16 protein-coding genes are annotated in these 14,582 nt (G+C 55.0%); 8 read left to right on the forward strand and 8 right to left on the reverse strand.

Annotation, left to right across the window (positions count from 1 at the left end; all coding sequences use genetic code 11):
- Window positions 1-62: 62 nt before the first annotated feature.
- The gene (locus tag ACIRQ6_RS15830; RefSeq protein WP_420861565.1) at window positions 63-443 is read right to left on the reverse strand and encodes a hypothetical protein; all 381 of its coding nucleotides are present in this window, start codon (window positions 441-443) and stop codon (window positions 63-65) included.
- A 156-nt stretch (window positions 444-599) separates the two neighbouring features.
- On the opposite strand from ACIRQ6_RS15830, the gene ACIRQ6_RS15835 reads away from it, so the two are divergent.
- From ACIRQ6_RS15835 to ACIRQ6_RS15845, 3 genes are all read left to right on the forward strand, one after another.
- Window positions 600-1,247 (forward strand): carbonic anhydrase, encoded by a 648-nt coding sequence (locus tag ACIRQ6_RS15835; RefSeq protein ID WP_420861566.1) that lies wholly within the window; start codon window positions 600-602, stop codon window positions 1,245-1,247.
- Between the two features lie 75 nt (window positions 1,248-1,322).
- Window positions 1,323-2,294: a sodium-dependent bicarbonate transport family permease gene (locus tag ACIRQ6_RS15840; RefSeq protein ID WP_420861567.1), complete on the forward strand. Its 972-nt coding sequence runs from the start codon at window positions 1,323-1,325 to the stop codon at window positions 2,292-2,294.
- Between the two features lie 10 nt (window positions 2,295-2,304).
- The gene (locus ACIRQ6_RS15845) at window positions 2,305-2,616 is read left to right on the forward strand and encodes a P-II family nitrogen regulator (RefSeq protein ID WP_420861568.1); all 312 of its coding nucleotides are present in this window, start codon (window positions 2,305-2,307) and stop codon (window positions 2,614-2,616) included.
- Window positions 2,617-2,674: 58 nt separating this feature from the next.
- On the opposite strand, the gene ACIRQ6_RS15850 is transcribed toward ACIRQ6_RS15845, so the two are convergent.
- The 5 genes from ACIRQ6_RS15850 to ACIRQ6_RS15870 all read right to left on the reverse strand — a co-directional run bounded on the left by ACIRQ6_RS15850 (window position 2,675) and on the right by ACIRQ6_RS15870 (window position 7,074).
- Window positions 2,675-3,061 (reverse strand): hypothetical protein, encoded by a 387-nt coding sequence (locus ACIRQ6_RS15850; protein WP_420861569.1) that lies wholly within the window; start codon window positions 3,059-3,061, stop codon window positions 2,675-2,677.
- Between the two features lie 205 nt (window positions 3,062-3,266).
- Window positions 3,267-4,883, reverse strand: coding sequence for a mucoidy inhibitor MuiA family protein (locus ACIRQ6_RS15855; protein ID WP_420861570.1), 1,617 nt, complete (start codon window positions 4,881-4,883; stop codon window positions 3,267-3,269).
- Window positions 4,884-4,953: 70 nt separating this feature from the next.
- On the reverse strand, window positions 4,954-5,976 hold the full coding sequence (locus ACIRQ6_RS15860) for an aspartate-semialdehyde dehydrogenase (protein WP_420861571.1): 1,023 nt from the start codon (window positions 5,974-5,976) through the stop codon (window positions 4,954-4,956).
- An 85-nt stretch (window positions 5,977-6,061) separates the two neighbouring features.
- Complete coding sequence (locus tag ACIRQ6_RS15865; RefSeq protein ID WP_420861572.1) at window positions 6,062-6,670, reverse strand: DJ-1/PfpI family protein; 609 nt, start codon at window positions 6,668-6,670, stop codon at window positions 6,062-6,064.
- Window positions 6,667-7,074 carry a DUF1272 domain-containing protein gene (locus tag ACIRQ6_RS15870; RefSeq protein WP_420861573.1) on the reverse strand — a complete coding sequence of 136 codons (408 nt, stop codon included), beginning with the start codon at window positions 7,072-7,074 and terminating at the stop codon, window positions 6,667-6,669. Before ACIRQ6_RS15870 ends, ACIRQ6_RS15865 begins: the two co-directional genes overlap by 4 nt.
- Between ACIRQ6_RS15870 and ACIRQ6_RS15875 the strand changes: the two genes are divergently transcribed.
- The 4 genes from ACIRQ6_RS15875 (at window position 6,982) to ACIRQ6_RS15890 (ending at window position 10,601) form a co-directional block, all read left to right on the forward strand.
- A complete protein-coding gene (locus ACIRQ6_RS15875; RefSeq protein WP_420861574.1) occupies window positions 6,982-7,947 on the forward strand; it encodes a GlxA family transcriptional regulator in 966 nt (321 codons plus the stop codon). The genes ACIRQ6_RS15870 and ACIRQ6_RS15875 overlap by 93 nt on opposite strands.
- A gap of 67 nt (window positions 7,948-8,014) precedes the next feature.
- Window positions 8,015-8,539 (forward strand): orotate phosphoribosyltransferase, encoded by a 525-nt coding sequence (gene pyrE / locus ACIRQ6_RS15880; protein WP_420861575.1) that lies wholly within the window; start codon window positions 8,015-8,017, stop codon window positions 8,537-8,539.
- Between the two features lie 277 nt (window positions 8,540-8,816).
- Entirely contained in the window at window positions 8,817-10,130 is a 1,314-nt protein-coding gene (locus tag ACIRQ6_RS15885; protein ID WP_420861577.1) for a DEAD/DEAH box helicase, read from the forward strand.
- 39 nt (window positions 10,131-10,169) lie between these two features.
- Window positions 10,170-10,601, forward strand: coding sequence for a GNAT family N-acetyltransferase (locus ACIRQ6_RS15890; RefSeq protein WP_420861578.1), 432 nt, complete (start codon window positions 10,170-10,172; stop codon window positions 10,599-10,601).
- On the opposite strand, the gene ACIRQ6_RS15895 is transcribed toward ACIRQ6_RS15890, so the two are convergent.
- Together ACIRQ6_RS15895 and ACIRQ6_RS15900 are read right to left on the reverse strand one after the other, a co-directional pair.
- The gene (locus ACIRQ6_RS15895) at window positions 10,594-11,442 is read right to left on the reverse strand and encodes a universal stress protein (protein ID WP_420861579.1); all 849 of its coding nucleotides are present in this window, start codon (window positions 11,440-11,442) and stop codon (window positions 10,594-10,596) included. The two genes, ACIRQ6_RS15890 and ACIRQ6_RS15895, sit on opposite strands and share 8 nt — an antisense overlap.
- Window positions 11,443-11,445: 3 nt before the next feature.
- The gene (locus ACIRQ6_RS15900; protein ID WP_420861580.1) at window positions 11,446-12,936 is read right to left on the reverse strand and encodes a SulP family inorganic anion transporter; all 1,491 of its coding nucleotides are present in this window, start codon (window positions 12,934-12,936) and stop codon (window positions 11,446-11,448) included.
- A gap of 245 nt (window positions 12,937-13,181) precedes the next feature.
- On the opposite strand from ACIRQ6_RS15900, the gene ACIRQ6_RS15905 reads away from it, so the two are divergent.
- A complete protein-coding gene (locus tag ACIRQ6_RS15905; RefSeq protein ID WP_420861581.1) occupies window positions 13,182-14,396 on the forward strand; it encodes a Coenzyme F420 hydrogenase/dehydrogenase, beta subunit C-terminal domain in 1,215 nt (404 codons plus the stop codon).
- The last annotated feature ends 186 nt before the right edge of the window (window positions 14,397-14,582 follow it).

Consider the following 14,582-nt stretch of genomic DNA (forward strand, 5'->3'; position numbering starts at 1 on the left):
GTTTGCCCACAGTTTACGATCACAGCCCCTTAGTACAAGGCCCCTTGCGCGGCGCAGAAGATTTAGAAGGCGTTGCTTTGTTCGTCCCAGATTGTCGACAAGGATTGATCGCCTACGCGCAGGAGGCGGGCCAACGTGCCGCCCAAGGCCACAACATCGCCAGAAGCCACGCAACCAGCCACATCCGATGCCACGCGTGCCAAACTGTGCATGCCAATCTGCTCGGCCACTTCGATCAGGCCCGAGGCATTGTCATGTACTGTTTTGATATCCCGACTCCAAAATGCCGCTTCTATACGGCGCAATTTGATCGACAGTTCTTCCAAAGCACGGCACACCACGGTTTCCGCAGCTAACTCGCCCAGTTCCGCATAAAGTTCAGTCAATCGGTCCGGATCAAAATGCACGCGTTCTTCGTGTGTGAGAATTGCGACTTGTTCCACGGTTCCACCTTCAATCATTCATTCACTACACCCCCACGGTGCAAACACTGTTTTGACACAGCAACGTTTTGAAATGGTTTCCAGCCTAGCAAAATATCGCTCGAATTTAGGTTGAATTCAGCGTAATTGACCTCAATCAATTGAGTGGGTGGCGCAATGTCTGACTATCATCCCCTGCCGGGATATCTGGTTCAACGATACAATGGCTGGAAAGCCACGACCTATGCTGAAAATCAGTCGTGGTATCGACGCTTGGCCAATGAAGGCCAAAAACCTCGGGCAATGGTGATTTCATGTTGCGACAGCCGGGTGCATGTGACCTCGATCTTTGGGGCTGAGCAGGGTGAATTTTTCATTCATCGCAACATCGCAAATCTAGTTCCTCCCTTTTCGCCCGATGGTACTTACCATGGCACGTCGGCTGCTGTGGAATATGCCGTGAACACGCTGAAAGTGACCAATCTGATCGTGCTGGGCCATTCGAGTTGTGGCGGTGTTGCAGGCTGCGAAAGCATGTGCACCGGGAATGCCCCGGAACTAGAAGAAAGTACTAGTTTTGTTGGTCGTTGGATGGACATCCTGCGCCCGGGCTACGAACGCGTCAAAGACATCAAAGACAAGGGCGAACGCACCACAGCGCTGGAAAAGGAGGCTGTCATGGTCTCACTTGAGAACCTCCTGACCTTCCCCTTCGTGCAGCAGGCGCAGGCCAGCGGTGCTTTGGCGTTGCATGGGCTGTGGGTTGATATTGCCGAGGGGCGTTTGGAAAGCCTCGGTATGGATCAAGAATTTTCACCCGTTTGATGAGATTTCTATTCTCAAGTCTTTTAATCAGGAATTAGAAGTCTATCTGTCCCCAAACGCATAAAGGTGGAAATTGTGGGCGATCTGTTAGCACTTTCAATCGAGAACCTCATGTCGCCGATCATCCTCAGTTTCGCACTGGGTCTTCTGGCGTCGTTTGCTCGCTCGGACCTGACTATTCCTGAGGCTATGGCCAAAGGCATGTCGATCTACCTTCTCTTTGCCATAGGATTCAAAGGCGGGGTCAGCGTGGCCGACCACGGGGTTGATGCCAGTCTGGCGCTTTCGCTGATTGCCGGTGTCCTTCTGTCCGCCCTACTGCCGTTTTTAGCCTATGCGCTTTTGCGTGTGATGACCAAGCTGTCGACCATCGATGCCGCCGCCGTGGCCGGGCATTATGGATCGATTTCGATTGTGACGTTTGTTGCAGCCACATCCGTATTGGAAAGCCAAGGCATTACATCCGAGGGCTATATGGTCGCTGTTGCTGCAGCAATGGAGGCGCCTGCGATCCTTTCGGCCCTGTGGCTGGTCAGTCGCGGCAGCCAAGGCCAAAAGATGGAAAGCGATCTGTGGCGCGAAATTTTGCTGAATGGCTCGATTGTATTGCTCATCGGTTCGTTCTTTATCGGATACGCCACGGGCGCCGAAGGCATGGCCGAGATCGAGCCGTTCGTTGTGACCCCGTTCAAAGGCGTGTTGTGCCTGTTCTTGCTGGATATGGGGCTGGTTGCAGGGCGCGGATTGCGCGGGGCCAGTGGTGTTTTGACCCGAGGAGTTTTTGTATTTGGCTGTATCATGCCGCTGTTTGGTGCAGGCGCTGGATTGATCGCTGGTTTGATCCTTGGTCTCAGTACCGGCGGTGTTGTGCTGATGATGACGCTGTCTGCATCAGCATCGTATATCGCGGTGCCAGCGGCCATGCGTGTTGCCCTGCCGCAAGCCAACCCATCGGTCTATTTGACCCTGGCCTTGGGGATTACCTTCCCGTTTAACCTTACCCTTGGCATTCCAATCTATTTGGCCGTTGCCACAGCCCTCACCTAAGGAGAGACCCATGCAAACCCATGCGGCCAAGCGCGTCTCAATCATTATCGAAGCCCCGATGGAACGGCGGTTGTCCAAAGCCCTGCAAGACGCAGATGTCACAGGCTATACCGTCTTCCCTGTCTTGGGTGGTTCTGGGCGCTCTGGCCAGTGGTCCCGCGAGGGCCAAGTTGGCCGTGCATCAGGCATGGTTCAAGTTGTGTGCATCATTCGCCCAGAGCGACTAGACGCCTTGTTAGAGGCTGCATTCAGTGTCGTCGAACAACATATCGGTGTTGTCAGCATCACAGATTGCGAAGTTCTGCGGGCCGAACGCTTCTGACAAAAAAGGGCCGGCGCGACAGCACCAGCCCTGTGTGTAGAAACGGTAGGTAATCGGTTTAGCGTGTGGTCACGGTCCCCAATACAACACATGGGCCGTTGTTTTCATCCCGTGCCGTTTCGCATGCGCCGATGGCTGCAGCTTGGGCCTCTTTTACGCTTGGGGCGTTAAAGGATTGGCCTGCAGTCACTGGCCGGCCAGGATTGTCACAGCTGACGTCCACACCGGGCAAAGCCGTGGGAACTGCATAAGCTGCGATCGATGTGGCTGTTTTGGCCCAAGTTTTCAGCACTGCAATAGTGCCCGGGCAAAGATTAGGCACGACAGTCAGGACTTTGGTCCCGCTAGCCGCCGAACCAGCCGCTTTGGAATATGAGCCAGCATAAACAGGGCTGGCAATGGACAGAGCGGAAATAAGGCTCAGTGCAATCGTTAGGTTCTTCATAGGTTATCCCCCAAAATACAATGCGTTGGTGTTAACGCTGCGCAAGTCTACCCAAAGGCACGGCCCGGATTTGAGGGTAAAAATACCTCCGACTTCCCACCAAGATTAACCCATTGTTAACAATGGTTAAAATTCGAAACTCGACGGAAGAAATGGGTTTCTTCGCCCGTTTTCTTTGGTTTCCTGCGATTCGAAATCTGCAGTTTTACGGTTGCCACGAGATTTGTTGCCCATCGGGCCACTGCAAATCAAACTCGAGCTGAACAGACTGACTTCCACCCGCTGCAAGATCCAGTTCCCACACATGAACGCCACGCTTGTCGTCCACATCTCGCTGAGTAGGGCGCGGGGTCAGTTTGGCCGAAACAGTCAGATCCTCCTGTTCCGAGAACGGCGTGGCGTAATAGGCTTTCACCGTCTCGGGCTGATCGCTGAGGTTCGTCACGGTAAAGCGCAGGCTTTCGTTTTGGTCATTGGACTTACGAATAAAACCACTGTCGCCCTCTTGCCGCTTGAGACGTGTCCATTCCAGTTGCAGATGATCTACCGGACCAAAGCCCCATGCGATCTCACCGCCATTAGGGATCAAGTCGACAAAAGTCTCGCCGATCAATGCGCCATCACGCAGAATGTATGCTTGCCCCGGAAGGATCGGTTCGCCAATGTCGTTTTCGGTTTCGGCCAACAAGAAGGCGGTCTGATCAAAGCGCGGATTTGCAGCGTTGCTGATGGCCGGTGTCAAGTCGAAGGTGCCAAAGTCCGATGTGGTCTGGGATTGGGGCAGCACAGTTGCGATGTCGTTCAGAACATAGCTGAGGGACATGCCTTGGATCACAGGTGAAAAGCTTTCTGCCACCTCTAGCATCATTGGTTCCGGCGCGGCGGCCATGGAATCCATCGCGAGACCCGCGGATACTTTTGCGCGGCGCTGTGGTTCGAATACGCGCACAGGATTGGGTTGGGCGGCGGTGCCATCCAAACGACGCTGTGGGTTATCTGTGGAAAGGGTCACCGCCACATCAATCCAGGGTGCGTTGGTGCGGTTGGTCAACGTGACTTTGCGGATCACGTCGATGGTCGATGCCTCGGTGTTGAGGTCGATTGAATAGTTCGGCGTCCAATTGGCCCCTTGGACAAGGTAGGTCATCGACAGATCATATGTTCCAGCGGTGGCGACCGTGACGGGAATGCGGCTGGCGGCAGTTGTTGCGGCAAAAGGTGCACTGGCTTGCAGAGCGTTCTCGGCTTTTGTGCGCAGGACTTGCGCGTCGCGCACCGCGTCTTCGGCGACACGACGCTCAATATTGGCTGAAAGGATCTTTGCCTCTAGTTCAGAAATCAATGCGCCCATTTGTGCGAGGGACTCACCTAGATTTTCAGGCAGGCTTGGTCCATTCTCACCGCCCTTAGCAAGGTTGCGCAGGTAGTCGATTTGCAACTGATACCCGATGATCAAGGCAAGTTCCTGTTCAAGGGCGTCTTGGGCGTCACGCACGGTGTTTTGCGCTGTGTCCAAGGCTTGGCGTAATTCGGCTTGGAGCGGTGTGTCCAACTGCCCTTCGCTTAGGGCGATTGCGCCACTTGCCTGCACCGCGCCGAATGTGAGGCCGCTTGCGGCCGCAATTTGGGGTAGGAACATGTTGTCGCGCGCAGGCACGATCAATACGTGTTTGCCTTCCGGCAGGGTTACAGAACCTGTCCGCGTGACCTCAGCCATTCCGCTCGAAATTGTCACTGCCGAGATGTCCATGCGCGCTATCACGTCATCCGCCATCGCTGACATTGGCAAAACTGCCAAGCTCACAACCAACCCAAACCGCATAACATTTCTCCCAAACGAAAACAGGGCCAGCATTTCTGCCAGCCCTGCGAAGTTCAAGTCGATATCGCGTTTAGCCCTTTTTGAGCACCCGATTGCCGAGGGTTTCAGCGATTTGCACGGCGTTCAGGGCCGCACCTTTGCGCAGATTGTCCGAGACGCACCACAGGTTCAGACCATTATCAATCGTGCTGTCCTGACGGATACGACTGATGAACGTGGCAAAGTCACCAACGCATTCGATGGGTGTGACATAGCCGCCATCTTCGCGCTTATCGATCACCATGACACCGGGGGCTTCGCGCAGAATATCACGGGCTTCGTCTTCGTCGAGGAAGTCTTCAAACTCGATATTGATCGCTTCTGAGTGGCCAACGAACACAGGCACGCGCACGCAAGTCGCCGTGACTTTGATGTCTTTGTCGACGATCTTTTTGGTTTCCGCGACCATCTTCCATTCTTCTTTGGTCTCGCCCGAGTCCATGAATTTGTCGATGTGCGGGATCACGTTGAACGCGATCTGCTTGGTGAACTGCTTTGGCGGTTTGTCGTCTGTGGGGTTGTAGATCGACTTGGTCTGATCCCACAGCTCGTCGATGCCGCCTTTGCCTGCGCCAGATACGGACTGGTACGTGCTGACCACAACGCGTTTGATCGTGGCGCGATCATGCAGCGGCTTCAACGCCACAACCATTTGCGCGGTCGAACAGTTGGGGTTCGCGATGATGTTCTTTTTGGAATAGCCCATGATGTCGTCCGGGTTCACCTCGGGCACGATCAATGGCACGTCAGGGTCGTAGCGATACAGTGACGAGTTATCGATCACCACACAGCCAGCCGCCGCCGCCTTGGGCGCATAAATTTTGGTAGCGTCCGAGCCAACAGCGAACAGGGCAATATCCCAGCCTGTGAAATCAAATGTGTCGAGGTCCTTCGTCGTGAGCGTGCGATCGCCAAAGCTGACTTCCGTGCCCAAGGACCGACGGCTTGCCAGCACTTCGATCTCGGCGACGGGGAAAGCCCGTTCATCCAGAATATTCAACATTTCGCGGCCCACATTGCCTGTGGCGCCAACGACGACGATTTTATAGCCCATAACGGCCCTCCTAATCGTGCAAGGGACGTAATGCCCCGAGACGGCTGCGCTGATAGCGGGATTCTGAGCTAAGGGGAAGGGGGACCTAGATCAACCCTGCAAGTCTGGCAAAGGGGTCACGGTTGGCATCCTTGTGCCATTCGTATTCGCAGGTCAGGGCTAGGCGTTCTGCCAAGGCATCCCCGTAAAGATCCGCCATGACCGCCAACGCCATATCCATGCCAGCGGACACGCCGGACGATGTGTAAAATTTATCGTCTTTGACCCAGCGCGCCTGTTTGATCCAATCGACCTTTGGCACCAGTGGAACTGTCGCAGTGAAGTCCATTTTGTTGGTCGTGGCACGGCGATCTTCTAAGACGCCACTCGCGGCCAACAAGATTGTGCCTGTGCACACGGCCATCACCCGCTCGGCATTGTGACTTGCCCGTTTGATCCAGTCCAAAAGTGGCGCATTGTTTAGCAGGTTAAGGGCGCTGTCACCCCCGGGTATCAAAATGAGGTCATAGTCGTCAGCATCGTCTATAGTTGCGTCAGGCAAAATACGCTGCCCGTGTACACTGGTAACGGGGTCCATCGTTTGCGCGATTGTTATGATCTGCCCCTGCCCATCAAAGCCGCCAAGCATCTCAATCGGGCCAAAATAGTCGAGGGTTTCAAATCCGGGAAAGACAAAGGCACCAATGGTTTTCATAGCGAAACACATTGCGAATGGAATTTGGTAAAGCGGTCCGTCGAGGCGGGGTATTTTTGTAGCATCTTGGCTGGACGCACAGGGCGGCGCAGCAATTCGCCCCCACAATTAGGGCAGGTGTTTCCAAAACGGGTCGCCGCGCAGTCTGCACAAAAGGTACATTCAAAGGTGCATGTGCGCGCGTCCAAGCCAGAGGGTGGCAAGTCACAGTCGCAACATTCGCAGTTGGGTTTGAGGATAAGCATCGGGGACCTTTTGCAAATTAATTTCCCGCCTAGACTAGCCATATAAGCCTTGGCATAAATGACAATATGCCCTCGATTCATGCCAAAACCGTTTTGTTTGTGGTTTACCCGAATGTTGTCCTGCTGGATCTTAGCGGACCGCTTCAGGTGTTCACCCATGCAGGCGGCAGTGAGGCTTATGAAACACATGTGGTCTCGCTGGAGGGTGGTCAGATCGAGACTAACACAGTGCTGCCTATTGAGACGGAACCGATGCAAAACTGGCTGGGTACACCCATTCATACTTTGATCGTTGTCGGTGGCGATGGCGCTTTTGACGCATCCAAGGATGGCATATTCCTTGATCACCTCACCCGATTGGCAAGCCGCGCCCAGCGCGTCTGTTCTGTCTGTTCCGGAGCAATCGTTCTAGCGGCAGCGGGTGTGCTGGATGGACGCCGCGCCGTCACCCATTGGGAAGATTGCGATTACCTTGCTGCGCATTTCCCAAAGGTCCAAGTCGAGGTTGATCCGATCTTTGTCAAAGACGGCACCGTCTGGACGTCGGCCGGGATCACAGCAGGCATCGATATGGCCCTTGCGATGATCGAAGAGGATCTGGGAAAAAACGCAGCGATTGTTATGGCACGATCCTTGGTCACCCCAATGGTCCGGTCCGGCGGGCAGTCCCAGTTTAGTGCCGAACTGGACCGGCAGGCCAAAGACACGGAAGGTCGGTTTGATGCCCTACATGCCTGGGTGCGTGGGCATATCCAGCAGCAGATCACAGTCGAGGACATGGCCAAGGAATGTGGCATGAGCCCTCGGAATTTTTCGCGGCGGTATACACAGACGATGGGTGTGCCCCCAGCCAAAGCGGTTGAGGCCATCCGCGTCAATGCAGCGCGCGATCTGCTGGCGACAACGTCCATTAGCATCCAAACCGTTGCCTCAGACTGCGGATTTCAAGATGGTGAACGTATGCGCCGGGCGTTTATGCGGGTCGTAAAAACCACGCCTTCGCAATATCACAGCCAATTTCAGATGGTTTGATATTGCGCATCCGATCAAGGGTCGGCTACTTCCTAAGGAACGCTCCCTCTTCAAAGGCCCTCTTAAGATGACAGTCTCAAAATCCGAATTAGCACAACAGATGGCAGCAGCGGCGACGCTGCATGGGGAGTTCACTTTGCGTTCGGGCAAGGTGTCGAACATCTATTTCGACAAGTACCGCTTTGAAGGCGACCCCAAGCTGTTGTTACCTCTGGCTAAGGAGATGGCTAAATTGTTGCCAGCCGAGACCGAGATTATCGCAGGTTTAGAATTGGGCGGTGTGCCTTTGGTCACGGCGATCTCGCTGGAAACCGGGTTGCCAGCGGCCTTTGTTCGGAAAGAGGCCAAGACATACGGCACCTGCCGCGCCATCGAAGGACAGGACGTAGCGGGCATGAAAGTGACGTTCATTGAGGACGTGATCACGACCGGTGGCGCCGTTGCAGACGCCCATGCGCTGGCTGTGGCCGAAGGTGCCGACGTTTTAGCCGTTGTCTGTGCGATTTGGCGGGGCGAAGGTGTACCTATGATCACCAATGCACCTGAGTTGACCGTATTGCCAGCCTTCACCCGAGACGACTTGGAACAGTAGTCCACACCCCACGGCAACTTCGCATTTACCATGGTAGGCGTTGACTTATAGGTCGGCACCCCTCATATGCACCCCAGCACCAATGCTGCGCTGCCGCGTGAGCAGCGGACCGAACGGGTCTCAGCTTTGGTATTTCCAGTTCCCATCACGCGGGGTTCTGTCGTTGGTTTCGGCCCATGTGCAATTCAGTGCCTGAGTGAGTAACCCAACGAGAACCGCGAGACGTGCATCCTAACCGATGTGTGGCGTTTTGACGTTTTTACGAAAGGGTCATTCCGTGACCGAATTTAATATGCTGGGTCTAGACAAGACCATTATGTATAACATCACCCAAGCAGGCTACGACAAAGCCACGCCCATTCAAGCACAGGCTATCCCTTTGGTTTTGGACGGTCATGACCTGATTGGTCTGGCCCAAACCGGTACCGGTAAAACTGCCGCTTTTGGCCTGCCCATGGTTGAAAACCTGATCCATCTGGAAGGGCGACCGGCGCCCAAGTCGGTCAAGGCGCTGATCCTTGCCCCTACGCGTGAGTTAGTGAACCAAATCTGTGACAACCTCAGTGTGTTTGTCCGCTCGACCCCGATCAAAGTGTTCTCGGTCGTTGGTGGCCAGTCCATTAATCGCCAGATCAACCGCCTTGAACGCGGTGTGGATATCCTTGTGGCGACCCCGGGCCGCTTGATGGATCTTGTGGATCGTCGTGCGGTTTATCTGGACAGCGCCAAAATGTTGGTGCTGGACGAAGCCGATCAGATGCTCGACATGGGCTTTATCCATGCCTTACGCAAAATTGCACCGCTGTTGGGCACACCTCGCCAGACCCTTTTGTTCTCGGCCACGATGCCAAAGCAAATGGAAGAACTGGCTGGCGCGTTTTTGACCAACCCAAAGCGGGTTCAGGTCGCAGCGCCGGGCAAAGCGGCAGACAAAATCACACAGTCTCTGCACTTTGTGAAGCAGGCCATGAAAGTGGACAAGCTGAAGGATTGCCTAGACGAGACGGAAGGCCAAGCGATCGTCTTTTTGCGCACCAAACACACGGCTGAGAAGCTGATGAAACACTTGGTGGCAGAAGGGTACACAGCGGCCTCGATCCACGGGAACAAATCCCAAGGACAACGTGATCGCGCGATCAAAGCCTTCAAATCAGGCGAGATCCGTATTCTGGTTGCCACAGATGTCGCAGCACGTGGGATCGATATTCCAGACGTCAGCCATGTCTATAACTACGACTTGCCAGAAGTGGCCGAAAACTATGTGCACCGCATCGGTCGGACGGCCCGCGCCGGGAAAGATGGCGCTGCAGTTGCTTTTGTGGATGCCCAAGAAATCGGATATCTGCGCGCAATCCAAAAGGTGATGAAGATGAACATCCCTGTGGAAAGCGGCATTGAACCAGCCGCTGAAGATCCGCCCAAGCGTGGTGGTGGCGGCGGCGGTCGCGGCAGACGCGGTGGCGGCGGTGGCAAGCCCAGCGGTGGGCGCGCGCAACACGCCCGTGGCGGCAAGCCCGGTGGTTTTAAATCCGGCGGTGGTGGTGGCAAACCATCGGGTCGCAAACCGCGGCGCCGCAAACCTGCGGCCTAAATCATGCAAGGCGGGCGTCAGTCCGCCTTTCCTTTTGGTATGATCCGTTTTGCAACATCCCACGACCTGGACGCGATCCAGCGCTGTGCCACCGCAGCCTATGAAATTTATGTGCGTGCCATGGGTCGCAAGCCTGCCCCAATGGTTGCGGATTTTGCGGATTTGATTTCGCGGAATGTGGTTTGGATTATACCACCCCACGGCTTTATCGTGATGTACCCCCAAGCAGGCGCGCTGCATGTGGAAAATGTCGCCGTTCATCCAGATGGGCAGGGTCAGGGCCTAGGGCAGCGCTTGATGGCTTTTGCCGAAGATCATGCACGTGGATTGAACCTGTCGCGGATCACCCTCTACACCAATGCCAAAATGGCAGGACCGCTAAAGCTGTATCCACGTTTGGGCTATGTCGAAACGGATCGGCGCGTTGAGGACGGGTTTGACCGCGTCTACTTTGCCAAATTGCTTATCTAAACAGCAGTAGCGGCACCTGACAGGAGCGGATCATTTCAGTCGTGGTCGAGCCGATAATCATGCTGCGAATACGACTGTGCCCGTAGGCACCCATCACCAACATATCAATGCTGCCATCCTCGGTCCGTTTTGAAATGACCTCTTCCGGGGCCCCTTGGGTGATTTGTGTTTGCGGGGCATAGCCTGCCGTTTTCAGCGAGGCAGCAGCCCCTTCAATCTTACGTTTGGTTTCAGTGTCGTCTTGGCCAATGGTCACAACATGGGCGTTCAAATCTTTGAACAATTGGCTGTCGGCCACCATTTTCACGGCCTTCAGCGAGGATGATCCACCATCAAACGCGATTAGGAAATTCTTGATCGGCTTGAAGGCGCGGCTTGTTACCAAAATTGGCACTTCGCACGAACGGACAACCCGTTCCAGATTTGATCCCAAATGTAGTTTGGCAAAATCTGCAGCCTCGCCGCGTTTGCCGACACAGACCAAATCGGCACCTTTCGCCAACTGGGCAAGTTCGGTCACCAGATCACCGTTGCGCAGCTTGGTGCTGACCGTTGCGGCGCCACCGGCGCGAATGCGCTCTTCGGCGTCTTCCAGAATGGCGCGGCCACGTTTTTGAGCAAGCTTAGCCCGTTCTGCGTCCAGTTCCGCCAGTTCATCCATCAGCTTGCTGCGGGCACCAAGGCCGATGTTGCCAGACAGATTTTGTTTGGCGCCTTGGCGGTGACCCAGAACATGCACCACCTCAACGTCGTATCCATTGCGCGATGACACCCATGCTGCGTGATCGCAGACCGATTGAGAGTAGACCGATCCATCTACCAAAGCGATGATTTTACCCATGATCTAATGTCCCATCAGCTTGTCGATTGCGCCCGGTTTATCCGCGATGCCAAGTGTATCGACGATTGTCTCCGAGGCCTCGTTCATGCCAATGACATCGACTTCGGCCCCGTCCCTACGAAATTTCAACACGACCATGTCGAAAGCTGCAACAGAAGAAATATCCCAGATATGAGCGCGGCTGACGTCGATAGTGACTTTTTCCAGTGACTCGTGATGATCAAACGAGCTGGTAAACGCATCTGCTGAGGCAAAGAAAACCTGACCCTCGACCGTATAGGTGCGGTGCAACCCGTCCTTTGACAATACGCTGGTCACACGGAAAATCTGGGCAATTTTACCAGCAAAGAAAATGCCAGACAGCAAAACGCCAGTCAAAACGCCGATGGCCAAGTTGTGGGTGTAGACCGTCACACCGACTGTGGCCAACATCACCAGCGAGCTAGACGTCGGGTGTTCCTTAATGTCCTTGATCGAAGACCAGCTGAAGGTCCCGATAGAGACCATGATCATGATCGCAACCAGCGCAGCCATCGGGATAATCGACACGATATCGCCCAGCACCACGATCAAGATCAACAAAAAGACACCGGCGACAAAGCACGACAAACGCCCGCGACCCCCTGATTTCACGTTGATCATCGATTGGCCAATCATCGCGCAGCCCGCCATGCCACCGATGAAGCCTGTTGCGGTGTTGGCAAGGCCCTGCCCGATACACTCGCGGTTTTTGTCGCTGTCAGTGTCGGTCAGATCGTCAATCAATGAGGCTGTCATCAGGCTTTCGAGCAAGCCTACAACGGCGATGGCTGCGGCCACAGGAAAGATGATCTTGAGGGTTTCAAGGTTCAGCGGCACGTCTGGCAATAAAAAGATTGGCAGGGTGTCCGGCAACTCGCCCATGTCCCCCACGGTACGCAGGTCAAAGCCGAAATAGACGGCCAGCGCAGTCAGGACCACGATGCAGACCAAAGGCGACGGGATTGCAGTGGTGATATAGGGGAACAAATAGATGATCCCCAAGCCAGCGGCGACCATGACATATGTCAAGTAAGGCACATCGATCAGTTCCGGCAATTGCGCCAAAAAGATCAAAATGGCCAAGGCGTTTACAAAGCCCGTCATGACCGATTTCGACACAAAGCGCATTACGCTGCCTAGTTTCAACACGCCGGCTCCGATCTGTAGCAGACCTGCCAAAACCGTGGTGGCCAGTAAATATTCCAGCCCGTGTTGTTTCACCAAAGTCACCATCAAGACCGCTGTAGCCGCGGTCGCTGCCGAGATCATACCAGGTCTGCCGCCAGTGATCGCCGTGATCACTGCGATCGAGAATGACGCGTAAAGCCCCACTTTTGGATCGACGCCTGCGATGATGGAAAAGGCGATTGCCTCGGGGATCAGGGCAAGAGCCACGACAAGGCCAGCCAGTAGGTCGGGGCGGATATTGCCCAGCCAGTCTTCGCGAAGGTTGTCTGTCCATGAGGCGATCATCGGTGTCGGTCCTATTCACATATCAATTTGAGTTGCGCCCCCTCTAGCGGGGCTGGCGGCGCATTTGCAAGGGGATAGTCAGCTGTTTCGGCCAGCCTGCCGGGGCTAAAGCGGCATAAAGAAGGGGCAATGGTTAATATAGTGGCAAATTTGGACCGAATACGGCGCAACTGCCAATGAATGGCCCCACGCCCTAGCCAACGGGATTGGTTGCTAATGCACTCTCTCGGATCTAGCATGATCAGATGGAAAATATTGCGCCATCCGGCCCTCATACCCCGCAATTTGCAGATCCCGCACCCCGCAGTTTGTGCACGGATTGCGGCGTCTCGCGAATGGCGGATCCCACGGCTTGCGGTCACGCCTGTCAGTTCATCAAACCTGATTACCCAAGCCTAGAAACGCAGGTGCATGGACGTCGCCGAGGCGAAGCGGATGAGGTGTTTTTTGGGGTACACCAACGCATGTACCGCGCGCGGATGGCCCACCCTGCGGAGGGCGCACAATGGACCGGGATCACCACCGGATTGGCAGAACGCCTGCTGGCCACCGGTGCTGTCGATGCCATCCTGACCATGATCCCAGATCCAAAGGATCAATGGCGCCCCAAACCTGCGATTATCACCAAGCCTGCGGATATGGCCAAGGCGCGTGGCATGCGGATGGGCTATGCGCCACTGCTTGCCCTCCTAGAACCAGCCATTGCCGCTGGCCATCGGCGCTTGGCCGTGATCGGGATCCCCTGTCAGGTCTATGCGCTGCGGGCTTTGGAACGCAAACTTGGGCTGGAAAAGCTCTATGTGATTGGAACGCCGTGCTCGGACAACACAACGACCGAGAACTTTCATCTGTTCCTTGAGCGGCTGACCCCCAATCCTACGGATGTGACCTATCTAGAGTTTCGCGCTGATTATTATGTCGAGTTGCGGTTTACTGATGGCCGCAAAGAACTGATCCCATTTCTGAAGCTACCGATCGCCGATCTGCCTGACGACTTCTTTCCACTGACCTGTCGGACCTGCGTGGATTATACCAATGCTCTGGCCGATATCACTGTGGGCTATATGGGCGGCGAAGGCGAGCAATGGCTAATCGTGCGCAATGAACGCGGTGCGGAACTGCTGGATCTGCTCGGTGACAGCGTGCATCTCAGTGCGCCTGGATCTAAAGGGAAACGCATCAGTGCTGTGGCTGGGTTTGTTGAAAACACACGGCGCGCAGCAGGTGGATTGCCGCTGCGCAGGATGCCGAATTTCATGCGTGGGGTCATGGGCTGGTTGATGCCCCGCATTGGGCCCAAGGGGTTGGAATTTGCGCGCGCACGGGTTGAAATGAAAGCTGCAGAGACGATTTTGCACCTGCAACGACACGCCCCTGCCAAGGTCAAAAATATGGTGCCCAACCACGTCTGGCAGATCGCGAAGCCCTACGATCTAGGCCCTGACGACCCCCGGGACTGAGACAATCCAACCAAATTAAGGCAAAGTGTTGCTGGTTTTTCCGATTAATTAAGGCAAATCGGACACAATTCTGGTTATCTCAAGGATTGTTTCCAAACGCCCTAAACCGCTGTTTTTCACCCTATCAGGGAAATGTGTGGCCCTTGTTACCTCCGCCAGAGGTAAATCTACACCAATAAGTTGAAG

Source organism: Algirhabdus cladophorae (assembly GCF_044772865.1).
Taxonomy (GTDB): Bacteria; Pseudomonadota; Alphaproteobacteria; order Rhodobacterales; family Rhodobacteraceae; genus Algirhabdus; species Algirhabdus cladophorae.